Origin of the sequence: Sorangium sp. So ce176 (assembly GCF_051519835.1) — a bacterium.
Lineage (GTDB): Bacteria > Myxococcota_A > Polyangia > Polyangiales > Polyangiaceae > Sorangium > Sorangium cellulosum_G.
Window position 1 is genome coordinate 8,438,504 of record NZ_CP150371.1, and the last position, 25,346, is coordinate 8,463,849.

The 25,346-nt window shown below is 72.9% G+C and carries 22 protein-coding genes; 10 read left to right on the forward strand and 12 right to left on the reverse strand.

Translation table 11 applies throughout. The features are described 5' to 3' along the window. Positions 1-57: 57 nt before the first annotated feature. The gene (locus tag WMF42_RS31785) at positions 58-1,005 is read left to right on the forward strand and encodes a LysR family transcriptional regulator (RefSeq protein WP_434042332.1); all 948 of its coding nucleotides are present in this window, start codon (positions 58-60) and stop codon (positions 1,003-1,005) included. A gap of 42 nt (positions 1,006-1,047) precedes the next feature. On the opposite strand, the gene pilQ is transcribed toward WMF42_RS31785, so the two are convergent. From pilQ to pilM, 5 genes are all read right to left on the reverse strand, one after another. Next, positions 1,048-3,426, reverse strand: coding sequence for a type IV pilus secretin PilQ (gene pilQ, locus WMF42_RS31790; RefSeq protein ID WP_437686542.1), 2,379 nt, complete (start codon positions 3,424-3,426; stop codon positions 1,048-1,050). 87 nt (positions 3,427-3,513) lie between these two features. Beyond that, complete coding sequence (locus tag WMF42_RS31795; RefSeq protein WP_437686544.1) at positions 3,514-4,170, reverse strand: pilus assembly protein PilP; 657 nt, start codon at positions 4,168-4,170, stop codon at positions 3,514-3,516. Next, entirely contained in the window at positions 4,167-4,805 is a 639-nt protein-coding gene (locus WMF42_RS31800; protein WP_061613027.1) for a type 4a pilus biogenesis protein PilO, read from the reverse strand. The genes WMF42_RS31795 and WMF42_RS31800 overlap by 4 nt, the downstream gene beginning before the upstream one ends. After that, positions 4,805-5,449 carry a PilN domain-containing protein gene (locus tag WMF42_RS31805; RefSeq protein ID WP_061613028.1) on the reverse strand — a complete coding sequence of 215 codons (645 nt, stop codon included), beginning with the start codon at positions 5,447-5,449 and terminating at the stop codon, positions 4,805-4,807. The genes WMF42_RS31800 and WMF42_RS31805 overlap by 1 nt, the downstream gene beginning before the upstream one ends. After that, positions 5,446-6,507, reverse strand: coding sequence for a type IV pilus assembly protein PilM (gene pilM / locus WMF42_RS31810; RefSeq protein ID WP_061613029.1), 1,062 nt, complete (start codon positions 6,505-6,507; stop codon positions 5,446-5,448). Before pilM ends, WMF42_RS31805 begins: the two co-directional genes overlap by 4 nt. Positions 6,508-6,807: 300 nt before the next feature. Between pilM and WMF42_RS31815 the strand changes: the two genes are divergently transcribed. Together WMF42_RS31815 and WMF42_RS31820 are read left to right on the forward strand one after the other, a co-directional pair. Continuing rightward, positions 6,808-8,001 carry a DUF882 domain-containing protein gene (locus WMF42_RS31815; RefSeq protein ID WP_061613030.1) on the forward strand — a complete coding sequence of 398 codons (1,194 nt, stop codon included), beginning with the start codon at positions 6,808-6,810 and terminating at the stop codon, positions 7,999-8,001. Between the two features lie 203 nt (positions 8,002-8,204). Beyond that, positions 8,205-9,104, forward strand: coding sequence for a sigma-70 family RNA polymerase sigma factor (locus WMF42_RS31820; RefSeq protein WP_437686547.1), 900 nt, complete (start codon positions 8,205-8,207; stop codon positions 9,102-9,104). Positions 9,105-9,123: 19 nt separating this feature from the next. Here WMF42_RS31820 and WMF42_RS31825 read toward each other — a convergent pair whose 3' ends face one another. Together WMF42_RS31825 and WMF42_RS31830 are read right to left on the reverse strand one after the other, a co-directional pair. Beyond that, positions 9,124-11,946, reverse strand: coding sequence for a hypothetical protein (locus WMF42_RS31825; protein ID WP_437686548.1), 2,823 nt, complete (start codon positions 11,944-11,946; stop codon positions 9,124-9,126). Beyond that, positions 11,943-13,325, reverse strand: coding sequence for a 3-keto-5-aminohexanoate cleavage protein (locus WMF42_RS31830; protein WP_437686550.1), 1,383 nt, complete (start codon positions 13,323-13,325; stop codon positions 11,943-11,945). The genes WMF42_RS31825 and WMF42_RS31830 overlap by 4 nt, the downstream gene beginning before the upstream one ends. Before the next feature lie 58 nt (positions 13,326-13,383). Between WMF42_RS31830 and uppS the strand changes: the two genes are divergently transcribed. The 3 genes from uppS (at position 13,384) to WMF42_RS31845 (ending at position 16,604) form a co-directional block, all read left to right on the forward strand. Continuing rightward, on the forward strand, positions 13,384-14,238 hold the full coding sequence (gene uppS / locus WMF42_RS31835; RefSeq protein WP_437686552.1) for a polyprenyl diphosphate synthase: 855 nt from the start codon (positions 13,384-13,386) through the stop codon (positions 14,236-14,238). Between the two features lie 3 nt (positions 14,239-14,241). Beyond that, positions 14,242-15,063, forward strand: coding sequence for a phosphatidate cytidylyltransferase (locus WMF42_RS31840; protein WP_437686554.1), 822 nt, complete (start codon positions 14,242-14,244; stop codon positions 15,061-15,063). 215 nt (positions 15,064-15,278) lie between these two features. After that, a complete protein-coding gene (locus WMF42_RS31845) occupies positions 15,279-16,604 on the forward strand; it encodes a Glu/Leu/Phe/Val family dehydrogenase (protein WP_434042342.1) in 1,326 nt (441 codons plus the stop codon). Positions 16,605-16,727: 123 nt separating this feature from the next. Here WMF42_RS31845 and ygfZ read toward each other — a convergent pair whose 3' ends face one another. The 3 genes from ygfZ to WMF42_RS31860 all read right to left on the reverse strand — a co-directional run bounded on the left by ygfZ (position 16,728) and on the right by WMF42_RS31860 (position 19,085). Further along, positions 16,728-17,732 (reverse strand): CAF17-like 4Fe-4S cluster assembly/insertion protein YgfZ, encoded by a 1,005-nt coding sequence (gene ygfZ / locus WMF42_RS31850; protein WP_437686556.1) that lies wholly within the window; start codon positions 17,730-17,732, stop codon positions 16,728-16,730. Between the two features lie 112 nt (positions 17,733-17,844). Then, positions 17,845-18,474: a hypothetical protein gene (locus tag WMF42_RS31855; RefSeq protein WP_437686558.1), complete on the reverse strand. Its 630-nt coding sequence runs from the start codon at positions 18,472-18,474 to the stop codon at positions 17,845-17,847. 32 nt (positions 18,475-18,506) lie between these two features. Further along, on the reverse strand, positions 18,507-19,085 hold the full coding sequence (locus tag WMF42_RS31860) for a hypothetical protein (protein WP_437686559.1): 579 nt from the start codon (positions 19,083-19,085) through the stop codon (positions 18,507-18,509). Between the two features lie 184 nt (positions 19,086-19,269). On the opposite strand from WMF42_RS31860, the gene egtD reads away from it, so the two are divergent. The 4 genes from egtD to WMF42_RS31880 all read left to right on the forward strand — a co-directional run bounded on the left by egtD (position 19,270) and on the right by WMF42_RS31880 (position 23,115). Beyond that, positions 19,270-20,256: an L-histidine N(alpha)-methyltransferase gene (egtD, locus tag WMF42_RS31865; RefSeq protein WP_437686561.1), complete on the forward strand. Its 987-nt coding sequence runs from the start codon at positions 19,270-19,272 to the stop codon at positions 20,254-20,256. Between the two features lie 129 nt (positions 20,257-20,385). Next, the gene (locus WMF42_RS31870; protein WP_061606664.1) at positions 20,386-21,714 is read left to right on the forward strand and encodes a vitamin K epoxide reductase family protein; all 1,329 of its coding nucleotides are present in this window, start codon (positions 20,386-20,388) and stop codon (positions 21,712-21,714) included. Positions 21,715-21,721: 7 nt separating this feature from the next. Beyond that, positions 21,722-22,420 carry an OmpA family protein gene (locus WMF42_RS31875; RefSeq protein WP_061606670.1) on the forward strand — a complete coding sequence of 233 codons (699 nt, stop codon included), beginning with the start codon at positions 21,722-21,724 and terminating at the stop codon, positions 22,418-22,420. Continuing rightward, entirely contained in the window at positions 22,417-23,115 is a 699-nt protein-coding gene (locus tag WMF42_RS31880) for a TlpA family protein disulfide reductase (RefSeq protein WP_437686564.1), read from the forward strand. Before WMF42_RS31875 ends, WMF42_RS31880 begins: the two co-directional genes overlap by 4 nt. A gap of 123 nt (positions 23,116-23,238) precedes the next feature. Here the strand turns inward: WMF42_RS31880 and WMF42_RS31885 are convergent, their stop codons facing one another. Continuing rightward, positions 23,239-23,811 (reverse strand): methylated-DNA--[protein]-cysteine S-methyltransferase, encoded by a 573-nt coding sequence (locus tag WMF42_RS31885; protein WP_061606666.1) that lies wholly within the window; start codon positions 23,809-23,811, stop codon positions 23,239-23,241. Continuing rightward, positions 23,792-25,318 carry an AlkA N-terminal domain-containing protein gene (locus WMF42_RS31890; RefSeq protein ID WP_437686566.1) on the reverse strand — a complete coding sequence of 509 codons (1,527 nt, stop codon included), beginning with the start codon at positions 25,316-25,318 and terminating at the stop codon, positions 23,792-23,794. The genes WMF42_RS31885 and WMF42_RS31890 overlap by 20 nt, the downstream gene beginning before the upstream one ends. Between the last annotated feature and the right edge of the window lie 28 nt (positions 25,319-25,346).

The window sequence follows — 25,346 nt, forward strand, 5'->3', positions numbered from 1 at the left end:
CGCAAGAAAACGTAAGTATCCGCTTCGTGGATACGGCGGCCGGTCTATATCCCGCCCGTGAATCTCTCGGCGATCGACGTCAACCTCGTGATCGCGCTCGACGCCTTGCTCCAGGAGCGCAGCGTGACGCTCGCGGCCCGCCGGGTCGGCCTCAGCCAGCCCGCCATGAGCCACGCGCTGACGCGGCTGCGCGAGCTCTTCTCCGACCCGCTGCTCATCCGGGTCGGCCGGCAGATGGCGCTCACCTCGCGCGCCGAGGCGATGACCCCGCAGGTCGCGGCGATCATGCTCGATCTCGCGGGCCTCTTCGGCGGGACGACGCCGGCCTTCGACCCCGCGACGAGCGACCGCGCCTTCCGGATCGCCACGACCGAGTACGTGGAGCTCCTCCTCCTGCCGCAGCTCAACGCCGCGCTCGCGCAGGGCGGGCCGCGGCTCGCCGTCCACCTGCTCCCCCTCGACGCCCGCGCGGTGGACGCGCTCCGCCACGGCGAGATCGACCTCGCGATCGGCGTCCTCCCGCCGGACGGCCTCCCGTCCGACCTCCGCCGCGCGGCGCTCTTCGAGGACCGCTTCGCCGGGCTCGCGCGCGCGAGCCACCCGACCGCGCGCGGGCGCGTCGACCTGCCGACCTACACCGCCCTCCCGCACGTCGTCGCCTCCCGGCCCCGCGCGCAAGGCGCGCACGAAGGCGTCGCGGACGACCTCATCGCCGCGCGCGGCGTCGCGCGCCGCGAGGTCATGGTCGTGCCGAACGTGCTCCTCCTGCCGCACGTCGTCACGGCCTCGGACCTCGTGGCGACCGTGGCCACGCGCCTCGGGCGGGCGTTCTCGAGCGTGCTGCCGCTCCGCACCTTCGACCTGCCGTTCGAGCTGCCGCCGATCGAGATCGCCATGGCGTGGAACAGCCGGACCGAGCACGACCCGGCGCGCGCGTGGCTGCGCCGGCTCGTGATGGACGCCGTCCCGCACATGCGCGAGCCGCCCCGGCGGAAGCGCGTCTGACCGGCGAAGAGGCGCGCCGCGCCGGGACGAAGGCGCGGCGCGCTACCGGCCGAGCGCCTCGGCGCGGTTCACGATCCGCGGCGTCAGGAAGATGACGAGCTCGCTCCGCGTGTCGCTCGCGCGGCGCCGCTGGAAGAGCAGGCCGAGGATGGGGATGTCCCCGAAGAACGGCACCTGATCGAGGTTCCGGCCTGTGTTGCGGGTGAAGATCCCGCCGATCACCGCCGTGTGCCCGTCCATGATGAGCAGGTCGGTCTCGGCCTCGCGCTTCAGGATGGTGGGGTCGCCGCGGGCCGAGGTCTGGTTGAAGTCGGGCTCGTCGCGGTTGATCTTCACGTGCATCGCGACGCTGCCGTCCGAGGTGACGTGCGGCTTCACGAGGAGCTGGAGCTTCGCCTCCTGGAACGTCGTCTGCACGCCCTGGGCGCTGATCTGTGAGAACGGGATCAGCGTGCCCTGGCTGATCCGCGCCTCCTTGTTGTCCAGCGTGAGGATGCGCGGGCTCGAGACGATCCGCAGCATGCCGCTCGCCTCGGCCGCGGAGAGCCGGACGCCGAGGTTGACTGTGTTGTTGATCGAGCCGAGCGTGAAGCCGAGCGCGCCGCCGGTCCCGGTGCCGACGATCGCCGGCAGGTTCACCGCGAAGTTCGGGTTGGCGACCTGGTTCGCGAACGGCGAGAGGCCGCCGGTCGGGGTGTTCGAGTCGGTCGCGCCGCCGGTCACGCCGATCGCCGACGGGAACACGAGCCCCGTCGGGTTGCCGGTCGCCGCGCTGAACGTCCCGTCGCCGCCCCACTGGATGCCGATGTCGCGCACGTAGCGGCTCGTCGCCTCGACCACGCGCGCCTCGATCAGCACCTGCGGCGTCTGCGTGTCGAGCGAGCGGACAAGCTCCTCGATCTGGTTCAGGTTGCCCGCGACGTCGCGCGCGATGAGCACGTTCGTCCGCTCGTCGACAGCGAGCGAGCCGCGCGGCGACAGCATGTCCTTCGAGCGATCCTGGAGGTCCCGCGCGTCCGCGTAGTTGATCGGGATGAGCCGCGTCTCGATCGGCGCGAGCTGGAGCTCGCTCTTGCGCCGCGCGATCGCGAGCTCCCGCTCCTTGTTGAGGTCGGCGATCGGCGCGACGCGGATCATGTTGCCCTGGCGGACCACGCCGAGGCCCTTCGCCTGGAGCACCGTCTCGAGCGCCTGGTCCCACGGGACGTTGCGCATGCGGATGGTGACCGTCCCGCTCACGTTGTCGGCGGTCACGATGTTGACCCGCCCGACGTCGGAGATCAGCCGGAGGACGTTGTGGATGTCCGCGTCCTTCAGGTCGAGGTCGATGCGCCGCCCCGTGAACCGCCGCTGCTGCCCGGCGATCGCGGGCATGAAGGCGCCGGCCTGGTCCGGCTCGACGAGCGACTCCTGGCTGCTCATCGGTTGGTGGGGGCTGCGCCCGGCGAAGCTGGGCTCTGCCCCCACCCCCCCGTCCGCCCCCTCGAACGACGTCTCGATCCGCGGCGCGCCGCCGTCGAGCGCCTCCTCGCGCGCGACCGTGCGGGTCCGCCGCGCCGCGCGCCCGTCCGCGCCGATCCCGGAGAGGGTCGAGGGCAGCGCCCCCCGCGCCACGCTGAGCACGAGCGCGTTCCCCTCGCGCGCGACGGCGCCCGCCGCGCCCTCGGACTGCTCGACCTCGACGACGACCTTCGAGCCGTCGCTCTTGCGCCGGAACGTCGAGATCGCGCGCACCGGGCCGCCGAAGGCGCCGACGTCGAGCGTGCGCTGGAGCGCGTCCGGGAGCCGCACGCCGCTCAGCTCGATGACGCGTCGGCCCCCCTTGCCTGTCGACTCGCGGTAGCTCGGGATCGACGAGAGCTCGATGATGACCCGATCGATCGTCGCCTGGTGCTCGAAGCGCACGTCGGTGACCGCCGCCGGCTCGCGGGCCGGCGGCGCCGCCGCGGGGCCGCTCGGGGCCCGCGCCGCCATGGGCGCGGTCGCGGCGGCGGCGGCCAGCTCGACAACGAGCGCGCCCTGCTCGGCGCGGATCCGGTAGGCCGCCGGGCGCGCGAGCTGCACGAGCAACCGCGTCGTGCGCTGGGCCGCCTTGCCGAAGCCCTGCGTCATCACCCCGGCCACGATCGCGTTGCCGTCCGTGATCGCGCCGGGCGCCCCGCTCATCTCGGCGCCCTCGAGATCGATGAGGAGCCGCTTGCCGCCGTCCGCGATCCTCGCCGAGAAGCGCGGCTCGCCGCTCGTCGCCACCACGATCTCGGCCCTGTCGTCCGCCGGCGCCGCGAGCCTGACGTCGCTGACCTTGATCGGGGCGGCGGCGCCTGCGTCTCCTGCAGGAGCGCCGAGGCTCAACATCACCCCGAGCACCGCAGCACGGCGAAGCGCGCCCCGCTTCGGGCGATAGTCTCGATTGCTCTTCATTGCACTCCCGCTTCGCGGTGACGCGAGGTCGCGTCACGCTGCCGGGAGGCTACTTCGGGTGCCCGGGGTGGGCCCAATTCGTGACGTTCACGGGCTGCCGAGGAACGACCCGTCGTCGTCGCCGAGCGGCCTCAGCGCGATCACGCGCGTGGTCGGCGGGATCTCGGGGTGCGACGGGTCCTCGCGGATGAAGACGACGTCGGAGTCGCGGATCCTGTCGACGCGCCAGTTCACGGCCACGTCGACGCCGGTGGGGCCGCCGGCGTGCACGATCTCGGCCTTGCCGACGAAGTCGCCCACCTTGATCACCCACCCGAGGCCGGTCGGGTCGGTGATCAGCGCGCGGGCGGGCGCGCGCGAGACGACGCCGACCAGCTTGAGCTCGTCGAGCGCGAAGCGATCCACGAGGACCTGCCGCTGGATCGTCACCCGCCCCCGGGCCTGCGTCGCGAAGAGCGACTCGAAGCTCCGGAACGGGTCGCGGCTCCTGTCGCTCTCGGAGAAATCGGCCTCCTGGAACTCGCGGAGCGGCAGCGGCGGCATCTCGGGCGCGCCGGCGTCCGCCGCCGCGGACGCGGACGCGCCGGCCGCGGGGGTGCGCGGCGGCGAGGCGGTGGCCTGCGGCGAGCCCGCGCCGGCCTTCGTGGTGGAGGTGACGATCTGCTCGTCCTCGCACCCCGCGAGCGCGAGGGCGAAGGCCGTTGTCGCCCCGAGGGCGAGCGAGAGCGCGCGCACGGCCCTCACCGGACACCTCCGCCGCCCCGCCGCTTCACGCCGCTCGTCGGGGTCTCCCCCGCGCGCACGGCGCGGAACGCGGTCGCGAGGCACTCCACCTCGACCTCGACGTCGGTCCCCACGACCTTCGGCTGCTTGATCTGGACCTCCTCGAGGTTGATGATGCGGTCGAGCTGCCCCACCCCGTGGAAGAACTTCGCCACCTGGTGGAACTTGCCGCTGAGCGTCAGCTTCATCGGCACCTTGGCGAAGAACTCCTGCGGGACCTCCTCGGTGGGGCTCCAGGACGTCAGGTTGACGCCGGAGACGGTCGCGACGCCCTGGATCGCGGAGAGGAAGGCCGGCGTCTCGGACTCGTCCGGGAGGATCTTCTTCTGCTCGCGGCTGAGCTGCTCGCGCCGGGTCTTCTCGTCGAGGTCCTTCTGGTAGGCGGCCTTCGACGCCTGCGCCTTGGTGAGCTCCGCCTGGAGCACCTGCTGCTTCTGAACGGCGCCCTCGATCTGGGAGTCCACGTCGGCGTAGAAGCCGACGAAGTACAGGATGCCGACGAGCGCCGCGAAGAGCGCGCCGACGCCGACCTTGGCGAGCGGCGGCAGCCGGTCGAGCGCCGAGCCGGCCTGCGCGGGGTTGGGCTTCGTGGCCATCAGTACCTCACCTTGAGCTGCAGCGCGAACGAGACGAGCTCGAGCCGCGACGCCTTCTCGTTCTCTTTCTTCCCCGGCAATAGCTGCACGTCATAGAAGTACGACGACAGCTTCAGCCGCTGAGCGAGCTCGTAGACGTCGGTGCCGTCGCGCGCGAGCCCCTCGACGCGCACCGTGCGCTCGGACTCGACGTAGCTCGTGAGCCACAGCCGCCGGCTGTCCCACGACGGGTTGTAGACGGCGAGCGGGTTCTCCTTGCGGAGCTGCGCGAGCTTGTCCGGGTCGGCGGTCGGGCCCTTGCCGTTCGTGAGGAGCTGCGCGAGCTCGAGCAGCACCGCCGTCGGCCCGCTGCGCGCCGCCTGGAGCTTCGCGATCGCGTCCTCGCGCGCGCGGAGCACCTCGAGCGACTTCTTGATCTCCTCGTGGTTCGAGACGAGCGTGCGGATGTCCTGGATCTGGCTCTGGAGCACCGTGTTCTTCCGCGCCTGCTCCTCGAGCTCCTCGACCTTGGTCTGGTGGAAGAGGAAGAGCGCGACGATCTCGAGGATCACGACGCCGAGCGTGATGAGCAGCCAGCGCTGGCTCGCCTGGGGCGGGGCCCCGCGGGCGCGGCCGCGCTGCGGGAGCAGGTTGACGCGGATCACGAGCGCTTCTCCCGGTCCTTGCGCATCGCGAGCCCGAGCGAGACGCAGAACTGCGCCGCCCGGAGCCGGAGCAGCTCCTGGTTCACTTCCTTCGCTTCCACGGTGATGCGCTCCATCGGCTGGATCAGCTCGACGGCCACCCGGGCGCGCCGACCGATCGCGGCGGGCAGCGCGGGCAGGTTGGACGAGCCGCCGGTCAGGTAGATGCGGTGCATGTCGCCCTCACCGCTCGTGGCCAGGAAGAAGTCGAGCGAGCGCTGGATCTCGCCGGCGATGGAGTCGCACACCTGCTCGATGGTCTCGATGACCTGGGCGGGCACGCCGCCCGGGCCCGAGGTGACGCTGGCGCACTTGAACTCCTCGGCCTGCTCGAAGCTGATGCCGAGCTTGCGCTGGATCTGCTCGGTGATGTAGTTGCCGCCGTTGCCGATGTCGCGGGTGAACGCGCTCGCGCCGCGCGACACGATGTTGATCGACGCGAGGCTCGCGCCGACGTTGATGATGGCGAACGTCTGGTCCGGCGGGACGCCGCGGTTCACCTCGAACAGGTTCTGCACGGTGAACGCGTCGATGTCGACCACCATGGGCTTGAGCTTCGCGGTCCTGGCGATCTGGGTGTAGTCGTTGATCTCGTCGCGCTTCGCGGCGACGAGCAGGAGGTCCATCTGCCCGGCCTCGGGGCGGCGGCGCAGCACCTCGTAGTCGACGTGCACGTCCTTGATGTCGAAGGGGATGTGCTGCTCGGCCTCCCACTGGATCTGCTCGTCCAGCTCGGCGGCGGTCATGAGCGGCACCGTGATCTTGCGGATGATGACCGCCTGGCCGCTGATGCTGAGCGCGATCTCGCGCTGGCGGATCTTGGCCTCCGAGAAGGCGCGGCCGAGCGCCTCGACGATGGCCTGCGCGTTCATCACGTGGCCGTCGACGATCGCCTGCGGGGCGAGCGGCGCGTAGCCGAGCCGCACGAGGCCGTAGCCTTTGCGACCTTCCTTGATCTGAGCGACCTTGATCGCGCTCGATCCGATGTCGACCCCGATCAAGTTCTTGCCTTCCGACATCCCGTCCGTCCTGGTCCGCGCCCGCCACGGTGAAGAAAGGAGAGCCCTGGCCGCGTTGCCCGGCGCTCGCGCGCCCCGTCCCCCCTGTTGGCTGATGGCATCTGGTCGCTTCCAGCGAAGCTTCGCACCACCGCCGATCGCTGGGCAAAAAACCGCTTTACGCTTGCCTGCCGCCCGCCTATCGAAGCCCGATACGCGGTGCGGCGCCCCCGGGTTGGCCGGCCGGCGCGCGCCAGCCCAGGGTAGCACCGTCCGGGGCTCGGTCGTCGGGCACGGATGAGGTCAGGTCAGAGTCCCCTCATGCATCCGGACTTCTCCCGTTTCCGCGCCCCCCGCGCCCCCCGCGGCCTCCGCGGGCTCCACGCCAGCGCCGCGATGGAGCCCCGCCCCCGGTCCTCGCGGCTGCGCTCTGCGCTCGCCGCCCTCGTCGCGGCCTTCGTCCTGATCGCGGCGCCCGGCGCCGCTGTCGCCGACGACGGCGAGCACACCGTCTACGCCGGCCAGACGCTCGGCAAGATCGCGAAGCGGTACCGGATCACCGTCGACGCGCTCCGCGAGGCGAACGGGCTCAAGCCTGGCCAGAAGATCCACCCGGGCCTCGTCCTCGTGATCCCCGAGCGGGGCAAGCCCGGCGCGCGGTCCACGCCGGCCGCGTCGGGCCGGGGCGCGGCGCGGCGCGACACGCCGGAGCGGAGCCGCAGAGCGAGCGCGAAGGAGCGGGCCGCCGAGGCGCATCCGCGCGGCAAGGGGTCGGCGAAGCGGGACGCGAAGGCCGATTCCCGGTCGATGTCGCCGAGCAAGCGCTACGAGCAGCGGCCCAAGCGCCCCGGATGGGTCCGCCTGGCGCGCGGCGCCGAGCGGCTCGAGCTCCGGCTGCTCACGCCGAAGGGGCGCCTCGTCCCCAAGGCCCTCCCCAAGCTCAGCCGGCTGATGCGCGCGTCGCCCACCGCGTCGATCCCGATCGACCCGCGCCTCGCCGCGCTCATCGGCATGGTGAGCGACCACTTCGGCGGCAGGACGATCCGCGTCGTGAGCGGCTATCGACCCTACTCTCCTACCCAGTACACCCCGCACTCCAACCACAACTTCGGTCGCGCCGTCGACTTCATGGTCGAGGGCGTGCCCAACACAGTGGTCCGCGATTTCTGCCGTGGGTTTCGCAACGCGGGTGTGGGATATTACCCCAACTCGACGTTCGTTCACCTGGACGTCAGATCAGATAAGGTCTACTGGGTGGATTACTCGAGGCCTGGAGAGCCGCCGCGCTACGAGGGCGCGAGAGGCTCTGTCGGGGCCGACGAGGCAGCGCGGGATGTCCCCCTCTCGGCCGAAGAAGAGGTGTATGGGTCAGGCGGGCCCCGCGCCACACCTCCGCAACCCGTGAATACTACGGGGACAAACCTGGATGCGGGGAGCAGCGTCGGGGACACACAGAAGAGCCTGGGTTCAGGAGCACCCACCCCGGTTCCGGCCGCTCCGCCGGGTGGAAGGTGAGCTGCCCAGGCCGCTGGCTAGTATCCACACACTGAACATCCGCACCAGACACAATTGCGCGGCTCCAGCTTGCACGCTGCGAGAGTTGTGGCACCAATCCACCTCACGTGCAGCAATCGACCCGACTGCAGCGGGAGGGGTTTCCTCCTCTCAGGTCACTCCCCCCGTGCTGTGACGGGGAAGAGTTCGTCCAGCCGGTCATCATGGGCACGACGTGCCCGGTCGACACGTGTGACAGCGCGCTGATCGAGGCGTCTGCGGCGCTCGGCCTCCAGGCGCTCGAGACGCTCGATGCGGCGCAGGGCCTCCCGGCGCAGGAGCCCGCCGCGGCCCGGGCGCACGATGCGTGGGAGTCGACGGACGTCGCGCCGAGCTGCGAGAACGACTTCTGGGAATCTGCGGAGACCGCGACTGCCTGTTCGGTCGAGGAGACGTGGGGAGCGGCGGAGCCGGAAGACGTCGCGAGCGGCCCGCCATGCTGTACCGACGCGGCCTGCGCGAGCGGGCCGCGGGACCGCGAGCCGCTCCGTCCCGAGGTGCTGAAGGGGTACTTCCCGCTCGTGCGCAAGCTGGTGCGGCAGGTGTCGCGGCACCTGCCGCCCAACGTGCAGCGCGACGACCTGCTCAGCGCGGGCATGCTCGGGCTCGTCGACTCGCTCCGCAAGAACGGCGGGAGCGACGGCGAGACGTTCGCCGGCTACGCGAAGCTCCGGATCCGCGGCGCGATCGTCGATGAGCTCCGCGCGCAGGACTGGCTCTCGAGGCGGGCGCGCGAGGCGGTCGAGGCCGCCGGGGCCGCCAGCGGGGTCTGCGGATCGACGGTCTTCGTGAGCCTCAGCGAGGTGACGCCCACCGAGGAGTCGGCGCACATGGCCGGGGGCGACGACCCGATCGAGGCGATCTCGGCGCAGGCGACCCGGCAGGCGCTGGCCTTCGCGATCGCCAAGCTCCCCGAGCGGGAGCGGCGCGTGATCGGCATGTACTACTTCGAGGGCGCGAAGCTGAAGGACATCGGCGCGGAGCTCGGGGTCGGCGAGCCGCGCGTGTCGCAGCTCCACACGCGCGCGCTCGGGATGCTGCGCGGCATGCTGTCGCACGCCTGACCGCCGTCAGGTCAGCCGATCAGGGGGGCACATCGCCGGTGAGCCGGCGCGCCCGGCCGGGCATCGCGAGGCCGACGGCGAAGAGCGCTGTCTCGTCGTAGGCCTGCTGCAGGGCGGGGTCGCCCGAGGCCCGGTGCACGAAAGAGTTGCGGTGCGCGCCGCGATCGAGCGCGACGACGCGGGCGCAGCCGAGGTCGAGCAGCGCCTCGGTCGTCGCCTCGTCGCTGTCGAACGTCGTCGTGGCCACGAGGAGGGTGCCGTCCTCGAGCACGCAGGCAGCGCCGCGCCGGCGCATGGTGCCGATCTCGCGCGCCTCCGGCCGCAGCCTGCCGTCGTCGGCGGTGAGCGGCAGCTCGGTGGCGTCCATGTCCGGCGCGAGCTCGACGCCGCCGGCCGGGCGGATCTCGACGCGGCCGCGGCGGACCAGCAGCAGGCCCCCCTCACCCCGGAAGCGGAGGCCGATCGTGCCGCCCACGGCGAGCCCGCGCGGGCCGCGCCGCCGGCCGGTGCCGACGCCGATCGCCGCCAGCACCTGCTGCCGCTCGTCCCCGGGCACCTCGGCGGCGAGCTTCGGCGCTGTCCGCGGCGAGATCTCGCGCGAGCCGGCGCGGAGGCGGAACAGGAACCGGTCGGGCGCGAAGGCGTGCACGCGGACCTGCGCGCCGAGGTGCACGGCGCTCGCGGCGAACACGGCCGGGCTCCACGCGGGGGGCGGCTGCGCGCCGCCGTCCTGGGCCCAGTCCACGCGCTCGCCCGGGAGCGACAGGTCGGGCGGCGGCGGGCCGTCCGTCGAGCGCGACTCGAGATAGAGGAAGGGGCCCGGGGCGGCGGACGCGACGTGCGCCGGGGGCGCGATCGACATCGCGGGCGCGAGGCGCTCGGCGGTCAGGCTGCCGTCCTGCTGGGCGCTCAGGAAGGCGACCCCGAGCGGGTCCGGCGCCGTGCCCAGCGAGACGCCGGCGACGCAGCCGGCGCGCGCGAGCGCCGCCCTCAGCGCGGCCGCGTCGAGGGCGGCGCCCCACGCGTGGACGACGAAGCCGCTGCCGGTCACGCACAGCGCCGCGCGCTCGACGACGAGGCCGTCGCCGTCGCCGGGCGAGGGCGCCGCGTCGCGCGGGGCGCTCGCCGCGGGCGCGGCGCCGAGGGCGGGGAGCGGGGCCGCGGCGCTCGCCGCCTCGAAGAGCGAAGGGCCCTGCCAGAGCGCCCAGGGAAAGCGCGTCGGCCCCTCGCCGCGGAGCGCGCCGGCGCCCGGCGCCGCGGGGCGCTGCCACAGCGCCCAGGGCACGCGCTGGAGCTCGCCGGCCGACGGCCACGCGCCGACATAGGGGCGGCCCGAGACGTCGACCCCGAGCGTCGCCGCGCCGTCGCGCGGCGGCACGAGCGCGCGGCCGCGGACGACCATGCCGAGCGCCTCCGCGTCCGCGTCCGCAGGCCGCGCGACCGGATCGCGCGGCCCGTGGACGCCGAGGCCGATGGCGCCGCGGAGCGTGGACGCGTCGGGGAGCTTCCCCGTGCCGCGCGGGCCGACGGTGGGCCGGGGCGCCTCGAAGCCGGCCTGCAGGGTGAACTTGATGTGCCGCGTGTCGATCGCGAGCAGGTGGACGCGCATCTCCCGTCGCTCCGGGTCGGGGCGGACGGTCGTGGCGACAAACGGGCTCGCCGGGCGCTGCTCGCCCTCGATCCCGGGGAGAACGCGCGGGAGCGACGGCGCCACCAGCGTCCAGGCCCCCTCCCCCGGCAGCGGGGGATCGACCGCCGGCGCGACCGGCGGCGGCGGCCAGAGCGAGGGCCACCCCTGCGGCGCGGGCTCCGGCGACGCCGGACCGTGCGTCAGGTACGCGCCGGCGGGCTCGGCGCGGAGCCCCGAGGCCGCGCTGTCCGCGGCGAGCGCGAGCCGCTCGACCGCGGCGGCGGCCCCCGGGCCGAGCAGGCGCCCGGCGGACGGCCCTGCGAGCGCCGCGAGCGAGGGCACGCGGCGCGGGACGCGGTGCGCGTGGGCGCCGAACGGGTCGTTGCCGCCCGTGTCGAGCTCACCGGTGCCGGCGCTCAGCGCCGCCGGCACCGCCTCGGGCCCGAGCGCCATCACGAGGGCCTCGTCGGCGAGGTCGAGCCGCGCCGACGCGGGCGGGCTGTCGAACCAGATCTCGGTGCGCGACGCGCCGTCCACGCTGCCGGCCTCGATCCAGCCGTCGATCGCCGCGCGCAGCCGCTCGCCGAGGGATCGCGGGCGCGCGTCGCCGGCGAGATCGAGCAGCGTGATCCCCTGGACGGCGCCGAAGGCCGAGGTGGTCACCGCGACGCGGCGGCCGCGGGCCACGAGGTTGCGGTCGTCGCCGAGGGGCGTCTCGGTCAGGTTGCAGACGCCGCCGAGGCTCACCGGCCGCCCGGAGCGGGTGAGCCGCACGCGCGCGCGGTACAGGTCGGCGGCGCCGCGCCCGTCCGGCGCGCGCTCGGCCTCCGCCGCCTGCGCCGCGCCGTCGGCCGGGCGCTCGGCATCCGCCGCCTGCGCCGCGCCGTCGGCCGGGCGCTCGGCATCCGCCGCTCGCGCCGCGCCTTCCGGCGCACCCTCCGCGTCCGGCGGGCGCGCGACGCCCAGGAACAGCACCCGGCGGCCCAGCAGCGCGTCGGAGAAGAACCCGCCGCGCTCCTCCCAGACGAAGTCGTCCGGGCTGACCGTGCCGCCGATCGCCTCCCCGAGCATCCCGGCGATCGCGTCCGCGGTGCGGGGGGGCGGCGACGGCGTGGAGAGACGCGCGGCGGCCCCGACAAGGGCAACGCCGAGCGCGATCGGGAGCCGGCCGCGCAGGTGATCGGCCCATCTGGAGAGCGATCTGTCGGTCATCCCTGCGCGAGCGCGCTCCCTCCTCCGACAGCGCCGGCCTGGGCCGCCGCGGCGCGCGGGCGGATCCCGAGGAGCTGGCGCGCGCGATCCGGATCGACGACCTCGCGGCCGATGCTCCGCGCGAACGCGGCGGCGCGCGCGACAAGCGGCGCGCTCCCCTCGGCGAGCACGCCCTTGTCCAGGTAGATGTTGTCCTCCAGCCCCACCCGGGCATGCCCGCCGAGCTGCATGGCGAGCTCGGTCATCGGGCGCTGGTGGCGGCCGACGGCGGCCACGCCCCAGGTGGCGCCTCGCGGGATCTGGCTGATCATGAAACGGAGCACGTCCTCTCGCGCCGCGATGCCGCCGGGCACCCCCAGCACGAACTGGAAGTGGAGCGGCTCCTCGAGGAGCCCCCCGGCGAACAGGCTGAGCGCCTCGTGGATATGGCCGACCTCATAGCACTCGAGCTCAGGGATGCTCCCCGCCGCGCGGATGCGCGCCGCCATATCCCGGATGAGCGGCCGGGTGTTGTCGAAGATCACGTCGCCGAAGTTGATCGTGCCGCAGTTCAGGGTCGCCATCTCGGGCTTGCAGAGCAGCGGCTGAGCGCGCTCGTCGACGCTCATCCCGACGGCGCCGCCCGTCGACGTCTGGATGATGACGTCCGTCGTCTCCTGGATGGCCGCGATCGCCTCGGCGAACAGCGCGCGCGACTGGCTCGGCGACCCGTCCGGGTTCCGGACGTGCAGGTGGATCACCGCCGCGCCCGCGTCGCGGCAGCGCGCCGCCTCGTCCGCGAGCTCGCGCGCCGTGACGGGCAGGTGCGGCGTCTGGGCGCGGGTCGTCTCGGCGCCCACGATCGCCGCTGTCAAGATGAGGGCGCTGTTCGGCGGCGTGACGATGATCCGGGGCGGCGGCGTGATGATCGGCCGCGGCTCCGGGAGCTGCGCGTGGTCCGGGGGCGGCGCCGACAGCGCCGGCAGGACGAGGCGCGGCCGACGCTGGAGCTCCTTCGGGACGACGCAGGTCCCGAGCGCCCGGCAGACGATGAGCGGCTCGGCCAGCGCGTCCGCCGCCGAGGGCGCCACCCCGGGTTCGCGGACGCTGGCGACGACCTTGCGCGCCTCGAAGGCCATCGCGCGCGACGTGGCGCCGACCTTGGTGACCACCCCGGTCGCCTCGATGAAGTCGCCTGCTCGGACCGGGGCGAGGAACTCGACCGCCTCGTACGCGCGGAAGAGACCCTCGTCGCCGTCCAGACGGATGAGGAGCTCGGTGGCGACGTCCCCGAAGAGCGCGAGAATACGCGCGCCGTCACACAGCTCCCCCGCGTAATGTGCGTCGTGCGCGCCCATCCTGACGCGCAGCGTGACCGTGAGACCAACCCCAGTGCTCATGGGCGTGAAGACTCAACAGTCGACAGTCGGTAGTCAACAAGGGAAACTCCCCCCGCCGATGAACCTCGTAGAAGCCAGAAATCTCCCGCGCCACGTCGGAATCATCATGGATGGCAACGGCCGCTGGGCCGAGCTGCGCGGCGAGCCGCGCGAGGCCGGCCACAAGGCCGGCAGCGCCGCCGTGCGGCGGATCGTGCGCGTCTGCCGGAGGCTCGGCGTCGAGGCGCTGACCCTGTACGCCTTCAGCGAGCAGAACTGGGCGCGGCCCCGCAACGAGGTCGACGCGCTCATGGGGCTCCTGCGGGAGTTCCTGATGAGCGAGCGCGGCGAGATCCTCGAGAACGACATCCGCCTGGTCGCGATCGGCGACATCAGCCGGCTCCCCGAGTTCGTGCGCGAGGTGCTCGACCCGCTCCGCAAGGCGTCCTCCGCCAACATGAGGATGACGCTGGCGCTGGCGCTGTCCTACGGGGCGCGCGAGGAGATCGCCGCCGCGGCGCGCGAGCTCGCGATGGAGGCGGTCGCCGGCCGGCTCGATCCGGAGGCGATCGACGGCGCGCTGCTCGCCGCGCGGCTGCCGAGCCTGAGCGTGGGCGAGCCGGATCTCATCATCCGCACCGGCGGCGAGCAGCGGCTCTCGAACTTCCTGCTCTACGGCGCCGCGTACGCCGAGCTGTCGTTCACCGAGCGGCTGTGGCCGGACTTCACCGAGGACGATCTCTTCGCGGCGATCGCGACCTACCAGCAGCGCGACAGCGCCACCGAGCCGCAGCGCGACGGCGCCGCCGGGCCCGCGCGCGGGGCGCAGGGCGGGGGCGGCGGCGGGGGCGAGCCGGTCGGCGCGCGCGACGTCGGCCGGCCGTGGCGCGCGCGCGAGCTCGCCTCTCACAACGGTTTCCGGACGGGAGTCTGACGCTTGGCTGCTTCCAACCTCGCGATGCGGGTCATGACCGCGATCGTGGCCGCGCCCCTCCTCCTCTCGCTGCTCTACCTCGGCCCCGCCTGGGGGTGGGCGGCGCTCGTCGCCGTCGCCTCGGTCGTCGGCGCGCTCGAGCTCTTCGCGATGACGCACGCGGACGATCGCGCCTCGCGGTTCGTCGGCGCCGCGCTCACCCTCGGCGTCGTCGGCGTGATCTGGCGCTACAGCAGCTCGCCGGGCGCGCTCCTCTCGCTGATCTTCCTGCTCCCGTTCGTCGCGATGCTCGTCACGCTGGTGCGGCTCGGGGAGATGCGCACAGCGGCCCTGCGCGTGCTGGCGATGACGTTCGGCCCGCTCTACGTGGGCGGCGGGCTCGGCGCGCTGGCGCTGCTCCGGCGCGACGCCGGCGCCGACGGCCCCTCCTTCGTGGTGCTGGCGCTGCTGCTCTCCTGGTTCTCCGACACGGGCGCCTACTTCGCCGGCCGCTTCCTCGGCCGGCGCAAGCTCTACGAGGCGGTGAGCCCGAAGAAGACCGTCGAGGGCGCCCTGGGCGGCCTGCTCTTCGCGGTGCTCGGCGCGCTGATCGCGCACTTCTGGTTCCTGCGGTCGCTGCCGCTCGTCGACGCGCTCGCGCTCGCCATCGTCGCGGGCGGCCTCGGGCAGGCGGGCGACCTCGGCGAGTCGTTGTTCAAGCGTTCCTTCGGGATCAAGGACTCTGGCGGGATCGTGCCCGGCCACGGCGGCATCCTCGACCGCGTCGACGCCCTGCTCGTCACCGGGACGATCACGTATCTGTATGTCCTGTGGGCGAGGACCTGAACGACACCGCGCGCCGCGCGGCGCAGCGGCCTCCAGCGCCGCGCCCGCCGCGTCCGCGCCCCGCGATGCGGTCCAGCCGCCGTTAACGCGGCGCCGCATCGCGTATTCCCGGCCTGACGCAGTGCCCCGACTCTCCGGACATATCATAACGCAGCGCGTGAAAGCGCCCCCGCCATTGAATCGGTGGAGGGCGGGCACTAGAAAGTTACAGAGCCATGGAAGATCAATTCAGTGCCAAGTCCACGACTCCGCCGGTGAGCAACCCGCCGGCACCGGGTCAGAAGCCCAAGTACGAGTTCTTCAAAGTCGTCCAGGGTTACCTCGACGAGGCTGCCCGCCTGATCGAGGTGCCGGGTTACATCACCACGATCTTGAGCCAGCCGAAGAACGAGATCATCGTCAATTTCCCGGTGCGGATGGATGACGGCAGCATCCGGCTCTTCAAGGGCTACCGGATCCAGCACAACAACCTCCTCGGGCCGTTCAAGGGGGGTGTTCGTTACCACGAGTCGGTGTCGCTCGACGATCTCAAGGCGCTGGCCGCGATGATGACGTGGAAGTGCGCGCTCATGAACCTGCCGCTCGGCGGCGGCAAGGGAGGCATCAAGTTCAACCCGAACGAGGTGTCGCGCGCCGAGCTCCAGCGGATCACGCGCCGGTTCTTCCATGCGCTCGGCTCGAACATCGGCCCGGAGACGGACATCCCGGCGCCCGACGTCGGCACGGACGCGAAGACGATGGCGTGGGCCATGGACACGTACATGAACACCGTCGGCCAGCTCTTCAAGCAGGCGGTGAAGGGCGTCGTGACGGGCAAGCCTGTGGCGTCCGGCGGCACGTACGGCCGCGAGAAGGCCACGGGGCAAGGGGTCGTCCATTGCATCACGGAGTGGGCCGAGGACAACGACGTGAACCTCGGCGGCTCGACGCTGCTCGTGCAGGGGTTCGGCAACGTCGGCTCGAACACGGCCGTGCTCCTGTCGAAGCTCGGCGCCTCGACGGTCGCTGTCGGCGACCACACCGGGTATCTGTACAACCCGGAGGGGTTCAACCCGCACAAGCTGCAGGACTACGTGAGGAAGCACCGCTCGATCGCGGGCTATCCGGCGGGCAAGCCGATCAGCCGCGAGGAGTTCTTCCGGCTCAAGGCGGACATCTTCATCCCGGCGGCCCTGGAGAACCAGATCGGCGTCGAGGAGGCGAGCTCGCTCCAGGTGCGGCTCGTGGCCGAGGGCGCGAACGGGCCGTGCACGCCCGAGGGCGAGAAGGTCCTCCTGGAGCGCGGGATCGACATCCTGCCGGACGTCCTCGCCAACTCGGGCGGCGTGACGGTGAGCTACTACGAGTGGGTGCAGAACAAGCGCTCGGAGACGTGGACGCTCGAGGAGGTCGACGCCCGGCTCGAGAAGGCGATGAAGCGGGCCTACCGCGAGGTGGCCGAGACGGCGCGGCAGAAGAAGTGCACGCTGCGGCTCGCGGCGTACGCGGTGGCGCTGCAGCGGCTCGCGGCGGTGTACGGGGAGCGGGAGATCTTCCCCTGAGATCCCTCGCCACGCCAGAGTCGAAGTCCCTCCGGAGAGTCGGAGTCGCTCTGGAGGGGAATCGGCTCGAGCGAGGTGGGAAGTTCGTCCGGCGTGACGGAATGCGCCCCTCCAGCGCAGCGCTCATCGCCGCGGCGCGGCGCCGCTCGACGAAGGCGCCGGGCTCGGGGCGCGCTTGATCTCGGCCGACCGGCCGGCGACCTGGAGCGCCGTGCCCTGGACGGCGTGCTTGTACTTCACATAGCCCAGCGCGATCACCCGCTGCCCGCGCGGATCCCCGACCTGGCTCGTGACCTCGCCGACGGCCGCGCCGTCGGGCAGCGCGATCGCCGCGCCCGCGGGCAGCTCGCCCTCCCCCTCGACGGAGAGCTGCACGAGCCGCTTCTTGGCGTGGCCGCGCATCTGGAGCATGAACACCGTCTCCTGCCCCAGGTAGCAGCCCTTGGTGAACGAGACAGCGCGCTCCTCCAGCGAGGCCTCCTGCGGGAAGTTCTGCTCGTCGAAGTCGACGCCGAACCGCGGGACGTTGTTCTCGACCCGGAGCACCTCCCACGCCGCTGCGGTCGTGGGCTGGAGGGGGCCCGCGTCGGCCGGGGCGAGGAGCGCCGCGACGACAGCGCCCTCGGCCGTCCGCGGCGCCACGAACAGCGCGCCCCCGAGGCCGGTCCAGTCCACGATCGCGGCCTCCGCGCCGGCCGCGCGCCCGGCCGCCGCGAGATCGGCGGCTCGCGGGCCGTGGGCGAAGACCCAGGCGTGCTCGTCGGAGGCGTCCTGGAGCTCGGCGTCCTCCATGATGAGGTAGCGCTCGAAGCTCTCGCGGAGCCGCTCGATCCGGTCGCGCAGCGCGCCCACGTAGATGCGATCGGCCGCGACAACGATCCACACCTCGGCGAAGATCTTCCCCGTCTTCACCACGTTGAGCCCGTACGCCCCGCCCGCGGGCGGGGCGGCCTTCGCCCCGGCGGGCAGCGGCTTCTGCGGCGCGAGATCGCAGGTCACCAGGCCGTTCAACCAGCTCTGTCGGTCCGATCCGGTGACGATCAGCGTCCCGAGCTCGGGCATGGCCTGCACGAGCGCTCCTTCGCGGAGCGCACGCCGCTCCTCGTCCAGTTCATGGGTCGGGTCCATCGGGGCCGGATCGTGGACGCGGAAGCCCGGGCCGTCGAGGGGCGGCGCGACATTTCGCCGGCCATCGCTCCCGTCTCGTCAGCGCGCCGCCGCCGCCGCCGTCCGCCGCGCGCTAGGGATCGACCTCGGCGACGAGCGCCGGGAACTGGGGCGAGGTGTGGACCGCCGGCGGGACGATCGCCGCGTCGACATGACCCACGAGCCGGCGGAGCGCGTCGGCGTCGGCCGAGCGCACCTCGGCGACCACCGTGAGCGTCTTCGGGAGCGACGCCACGCTGGCGATCACCGCCTCGGCCGAGTCGCCCCGGACCAGGACCGCGCGCGCGCCGACCTTCGCCGCGGCCTCGGCCCCCTCCGGGCTCTCGGCCAGCGCGAGCGGCAGCATGCGCATCGTCCTCGCCCCCTTGGCGAGGCGGTCCCACTCGTCGAGCGGCAGGAGCGCGTCGATGCAGACGCCGTCCGCCCCGTGGTAGCGGGCCGCGAGCGCGCCTTCGCGATCGCTCACCGTCGACAGGCAGAGCGACGGCACGGTCTTCGTCGCGCGCGCGGCCCCCTGCAGGGCAGGCCCCGCCTCGGCGAACGCGAGCGCCGAGATGTTGAGCTCATGCAGCCGCGCCGCATCTTCCGCCGGCGCCTCCGAGCCAACGAGCCCGACAAGGGCCATGCTCTTTCTGCGGGTGGAGATCACCTGGAGAAGATCGCGTGTGGACGGGACGATCGATCCCGCATCGAAATCAGGCATGGGACGGCCGGTAGACGAGCCTGACGCGCGGGTCAAGCGAGGGATCGCTCGCTCTCCTCGAGCTCGGTCCTGGAATCCATGGCTGGAACGTCCTGCACGCGCATCCACACGGCCGTCTGATCACCCTCGTAGCAGACGCTGCCTTCGTGACGGAACTCGAACTCATAACGGATCATGTGCCGCTTCACACCGAGCCGCGAGCGCGTCGCCACGCACGTCGCCTCGATGGGCGCGCCCGGCTGGACGAGCTTGCGAAAGACCACCCGGTGGATGTTGGTGCCATAACCGATCCACCCCGCGCGGTGCCGCAGGCCGAGCAGGTGGTAGGCGTGCACGAAGCCGAGCATCCCCGTCGCGTGCACCAGGATCGCGCCGGCCACGTGGCGCGGGTGCAGCAGCGGGTGCGCCCGCTGCGCGTCGACCAGCGGCATCGGCCTGTCCGTCGGCATGCGGCAGCGCACGAGGCTCCGCGCGGCGTCCACCTCCAGGAGCTCGTCGAAGAAGAGCACCGAGGGGTCGTAAGGCAAGTCCGCGAGGAACTCGGCGTCGAACGGGCCGAGCTTCACAGGGTGGGGCGCGCCGCTCGCAGCGCCGGGTGCAGGGGTCGTCATCGGTGTGGCTCTGGTCCCGGATCCCCCCGGGAGCGCTCCTAGCAGCGGTGAATCGCGCGGGCAACGGGTCGCCCGCCCCGCGAGAAAAAACAGAGGATCATCGGAATGCGCGCGACGTGCCCGAAATCATTGGTGCTCCACTGATTTCAAGGCGTCATCGCGGGTCTGAGGCTAAGTTTCTGTGATGCACAGGACAGAATTCCTCGATCGCTTCATGGACGATGTGAGGGCGGGCCTGAGCGCGTCGCCCAAGCACCTCTCGCCGGAGTATTTTTACGATGCGCTCGGCTCGCACCTGTTCGAGGCGATCTGTCAGCTCCCGTGGTATCCGCTGACGCGCGCGGAGCGGGCGCTGCTCGAGCGGCACGCCGAGGAGATGGTCGCGCCGTTCGGGGAGGGCACGTCGATCGTCGAGCTCGGCTGCGGCTGCGGGGAGAAGCTCGCCCTGCTGGCGGCGCCGCTCTGCAAGCGGATCCCGCGCCTCGGCGTCCACCTCGTCGACGTGTCGGAGACGGCGCTCGATCTCTCGCGCCGGACCCTGGGCCGCCTGCCGCGCGTGGAGACGTCGGCGCACCGGGCGCGGTACGAGGAAGGCCTGGCCCTCGCGACGGCGCGGCGGACGCCGGGGGCGGGCGACGGGGGCGCGGTCCTCGTGCTGTTCCTCGGCTCGAACATCGGCAACCTGGACCCGGAGGCCGCGGCGGCGTTCCTCGCGACCCTGCGCGCCTCGCTCCGCCCCGGGGACGGGCTGCTGCTCGGCGCCGACCTCGTGAAGCCCGCCGCCGACCTCGCGCTCGCGTACGACGATCCGCTCGGCGTCACGGCCGCCTTCAACAAGAACCTGCTCGCGCGCATCAACCGGGAGCTCGGCGGGACGTTCGACCTGCGCTCGTTCGATCACCGCGCCGCGTGGAACGCGCAGAGCGCGCGCGTCGAGATGCACCTCGTCAGCCGCAGGCGGCAGGCGGTCCGCGTGGGCGCGCTCGGCATCGAGTTCGCCTTCGAGGAGGGGGAATCCATCTGGACAGAGAGCTCGTACAAGTACGAGCCGGACGGCGTTGTGCGCATGGGGGAGCGCGCGGGCTTCCGCTGTTTCAAGCAATGGATCGAGCCCAACGGGCGGTTCTCGACGACGCTGCTCCTCGCCGAGGAGCGCGCGGCGGGCCGATGAGCCCGCGGGCTCAACGCGATGCGTCTCGCGGCGGGGTCCGCGACGAGGCGCGATCGCGCCTCGGGGGATGCCTGACCGCGAAGGCGTCCTATTTGACGCGTTGCCTGCCCTCGCGTAACGACATGCGCCATGTCAGGCAGCCGTAACCCTCGCTGGCCTGCGGCGCTCGCGCTCAGCGGGTCGCTGCTGGGCCTGGCGTTCAGCGCCTCGTCGACGTTCGACTACATCCGGCACCTCGACCGGCAGGTCCACGACCTGCACTGCAGCTTCATCCCCGGGCTGAGCGCGCAGGAGGGCGCCGACACGGCTTGCCGCGTGGCGATGTACAGCCCCTACTCGGCCCTGTTCCGCGAGGACTTCTGGGGCGGTATCCCGATCTCGCTGTTCGCGCTGGGCGCGTTCGCGTTCTTCGCGGCGTTCGCGCTCTACGTGCTGCTCTCGGGCCAGCACGCGCCGCGGCGCGCGGCGCATTTCCTCTTCGCCGCCGGGCTGACGCCGCTCGCCGTGTCGATCATGATGGCGATCATCTCGGCGGTGCGCCTCGGGGTGTTCTGCAAGACGTGCGTCGGCATGTACGTCTCGTCGGCGCTGCTCGCGGCCGGCGGCGTCTGGGCGTTCCTCGAGGACCGCCGGCAGGCGCGCGCCGCGGCCTGGTCCAGCGCGGCGCCGCGCGCCGGCTCGGCGCCGGTGGGGCCCACGGTGCCCATGGCGCCCCTCGGCGCTGTCGACGGGCCGGTCGGGCCGGGCGCCGCGCCCGCGCGCCGCATGGGCTCGAAGCTGCTCCTGCCGGGGTGGCTCGTCGCGCTCGCCGTGTGCACGGTGACGCCGGCGCTGCTCTACGCGAGCGCGCTGCCGAGCTACGCGAGCTACCTGACCGGCTGCGGCAAGCTGGAGAAGCCGACCGAGCCGAACGGCGCGCTGCTCCACGTGAAGCACGCGGGCGCGGTGCAGCCGGCGACGATCTTCGTCGATCCGCTCTGCCCGACGTGCAAGGCGTTCCACCAGCGGCTCGTCTCCGAGGGCGTGTTCGACAAGCTCGACGTGACGCTGGTGCTCTTCCCGCTGGACAGCGACTGCAACTGGATGCTCGACCGGCCGGTGCACCCGGGCGCGTGCCTGCTCTCCAAGGCGATCATGTGCAGCGATCACCGGGCCATGGATGTGCTCGAGTGGGCCTACGACAACCAGGAGGAGCTGCTGGAGGGCGCGAAGGCGGCGGCGGGGGCCGCCAACGTGCAGGCGGCGATCCGGCAGCGCTGGCCGGGGCTCGACGTGTGCATGGACTCGAAGGAGACGGCGCTGCGGCTGAACCGGATGCTCCGCTACATCGTGGACAACAAGCTCCCGGTCTCGACGCCCCAGATGTTCCTGGGGACGACGCGGCTGTGCGACGAGGACACCGACATCGGGCTGTCGTATTCGATACGGCAGCTCGCGCCGGCCCTCCGGACGAGGTGAGGTGGTCATGAGAGGCGCAGGGATCATCGGGATCGTGGCCGGTTGCGCGATGCTTGTCGCGTCCGGCGTGACGGTGCACGGGCAGGTGCAGGCCGCGTCGGCGCGCCTGAAGACGGGGGTGGCCGCGGCGGTGCGGCCGGCCGTGGCGATCGCCAACGACGCGGAGGCGCCGTACTGCACGCCGGCGTTCAAGACGGTGCTGCAGCGGGTGCTCAACGCGTGCGGCCTGGTCGGCGCCGAGGCGCGGCGCGGGTGCCAGCCGGCCGACGTGAAGACGCTCGCGTCGATCAGCGACGACGACTTCAACGCGCTCTTCACGCCGCTGAAGCAGCGCGGGGGGGTCGTGATGTTCGACGACGGCTCGGAGAAGCTCGACGACGACGCGAAGAAGATGATCGAGGAGATGTGGCTCGATCGGCGCGGGGCGCGCTACTTCTTCATCGTCGCGCGGGCGTCGAAGACGGGGACGCCGGAGTTCAACCGGACCCTGTCGCACAAGCGCGCGAACAGCGTGCTCTTCGACATCGCGGACACGACGAAGGAGCAGGACCTGGACAAGAAGGTCGGGATGCTGTGGCTCGGGAACGAGTTCGCCCAGCTCGGGGCGGAATACTGCCAATGGAACGTCTCGCGGAAGAACAAGGCATGTACGGCAGAGGCCATCAACCGGAGCGCGTTCGTCTCCTGGGTGGACTGCCAGCTGTGAAGAGGAGCGGGTCTGTCCGCGGCGCCCTCGTCGCCCTGGCCTTGGCCGCGGGGCTCGCGGGCGGGTGCGATCAGGAGAAGAGGGCGGATCTGCCGCCGCCCCCGACGCCCGGCCAGGGGCGGAGCAACGCGGTGACGGCGCCGGTCGTCGCGGCGACCGCGAGCACCGCGGCGACAGCGACGGGGGCGGCGCCGGCAGCGCCGCGGCTCCTGTGCGCGGGGCAGTCGCCGCGGCCGGCGCCCTCGTCGGGGGGGCTGACGGCGGTGGCCGCCAACGGCGCGGACGCGCCGCCGGCGAACATCGGGTTCGGCGTCGGCAAGTGGGTGTGGGTGAATTTCTGGGCGGCGTGGTGCAAGCCGTGCCTGGAGGAGATGCCGCGGCTGCTCGGGTGGCAGCAGAAGCTCCGTGCGGCCGGCGTGATGATCGACCTGGCGTTCATCTCGATCGACGACGACGAGCGGCAGCTCTCGCGGTTCCTGGAGGCGCAGCCGGGCACCGGGGTGCGCGCGTCGTACTGGCTCCCCGAAGGGCCCCAGCGGACGGGGTGGCTGCGGGCGCTCGGCGTGAAGGAGACGACCGAGCTGCCGATCCACGCGATCGCGGCGCCGAGCGGGCAGGTGACGTGCGTGATCCAGGGGGCCGTGGAGGACAGCGACTATCCGACGATCGCGGCGCTGTTCGGGGTGAAGAAGTAGGCTGTGCGCAGAAGCAGGGGAGTTTCGGCGAGAGGTCTATCCTCGACACACCAGAGGTGGCTCGATCTCTTCAGATCATGAGTCCAAGGATCATCCGATTCACGGCGATGTCCTTGTCTCGTCTCACGATCGCTCAGCCCCCCGGCGCTCTCCCTGCGGCTGCCCGTGCGCGCCGCCGGGGCGCTCCGGGGAGCCGCTGCGCGCGCCGGCCTCGTGCGCGAGCAGCCAGCGCTTCCGATCGAGGCCGGCGGAATAGCCCGTGAGCTCCCCGTTGGACCCGACGACGCGATGGCACGGGATCACCAGACAGACCGGATTCCGGCCGTTCGCCAGGCCGACGGCGCGGGACGCGGACGGCTTTCCGAGCGACGCGGCGACATCGCCGTAAGTCCTCGTCATTCCAGGAGAAATTCGCTGAACCTCCGCCCAGACGCGGCGCTGGAACGGCGTGCCGCCGGGCTCGACGGGGATGCCCGCGAGCGCGCCGTGGTCGCCGCCGAGATACGCCCTCAGCCGGCTGGAGAAGCCCGAGGGGTCCGCGGCGGCGCGGAGCGCGACGGCGCCATACCGCGCCTCGAGCGAGCGGCGGAAACGCGGGGCGCAGTCCGCGAAATCGAGGCCGTGGAGCGCGCCGCCCCCAGCGGCCAGCAGCAGGATCCCCATCGGCGACTCGACCTCATCCAGCGAGAGCTCCACGCGACACCTCCCTCTGCGCGGGCCGCGCTGCCTGCGCGTCCGCCGTCCACAAGAGCACCGCGGCGTAGGCGCGCCACGGGCGCCACGCCTCCGCCATCGCCAGGAGATCCGCGCCGGAGACGCCGCCGAGCGCGCGCCGCAGGGCGAGATCCGTGGCCGGAAACGCGTCCGGCTCGCGCAGCGCGCGCATCGCGATGTAGTGCGCTGTCCACTCGCCGATGCCGGGCAGACCGGCGAGCGCGCGCACCGTCTCCTCCAGGCCGCGCGAGGCGTCGAGCGCGACCTCGCCGCGCGCCACGCGCGCCGCCAGGGCGGTGATCGCCGCCGCCCGCGCCCGCGGCAGGCCGAGGTCCGTCAGGTCGGCCGCGGCGAGCGCCTCAGGCGTCGGGAAGACGAAGCGGAGCCCCTCGCCGCCGCCCTCGGGCAGCGGGGCGCCGCGCAGCGAGAGCGGCTCGCCGTGGCGCGCGACAAGCCGGCCGGCGAGCTGCGTCGCGGCGCGCACGCTCACCTGCTGGCCGAGGATCGCCCGCACCGCGAGCTCGAAGCCGTCCCACGCGCCCGGCACGCGCACGCCGGGCGCCGCCGCAACGAGCGGGGCGAGCCGCGGGTCGGCCCCGAGGTGCGCCGCGATCGCGTCGGGATCCGCCCCGAGGTCGAAGAGCCGCCGCAGGCGCTCGGCGCAGTGGATCAGCCCCTCGGTGCCGGGCAACCGCAGCCGCGCGAGGAGGCAAGGCTCGCCGGGCACCGGGCGCACCTCGACGACGCCGTGCCCGCCGGCCACGCGCACCGCGCGGCGATACACGCCGGGGCCCGCGGACTCCACGCCGGGGATCGCGCGCGCCCCGAGGAAGCCCGCGAGCGCGCCCCAGTCGAGCGGCGGCCGGAACGGGAGGCGCAGCGCGATGTCCGGCGCGCCGTCGGCCTGCGCCGCGCCCCCGCCCCGCCGCGACGCGGCCTGGCGCAGCTCGCGAGGCGTCCGCGCGTAGGTGGCGCGGATCGCGTCGTTGAAGCGGCGGACGCTCGAGAACCCCGACGAGAGCGCCACCTCGGTCATCGAGAGCGCTGTCTCGTCGAGGAGCTTCTTCGCGAAGAGCAGACGCCGCGTCTGCGCCACCGCCAGCGGGGAAGCGCCGACGTGCCGCAGGAAGAGCCGCCGGAGGTGGCGCTCGCCCACGCCGAGCCGCGCCGCGAGCGCCGGGGCGTCCGCGTCGTCCAGCGCGCCCTCCGCGATGAGCCGGAGCGCCCTCGAGACGACCGCCGACGTGCCGAGCCACGCGGGCGTCCCTGGCGCGGCCTCGGGGCGGCAGCGCAGGCACGGGCGGTAGCCGGCCTCCTGCGCGGCGGCCGCCGAGGGGAAGAAGACGCAGCGCTCCCGCTTCGGCGTCCGCGCCGGGCAGATCGGGCGGCAGTAGATGCCCGTGGACAGCACACCCGTGAAGAAGCGACCGTCGAAGCGAAGGTCGCGGGTCTCGAGCGCGCGATAGCAGGCGTCCTCGTCGAGCCGCATGCAGAGCGTCGTAGCGCGATCGCCGCCG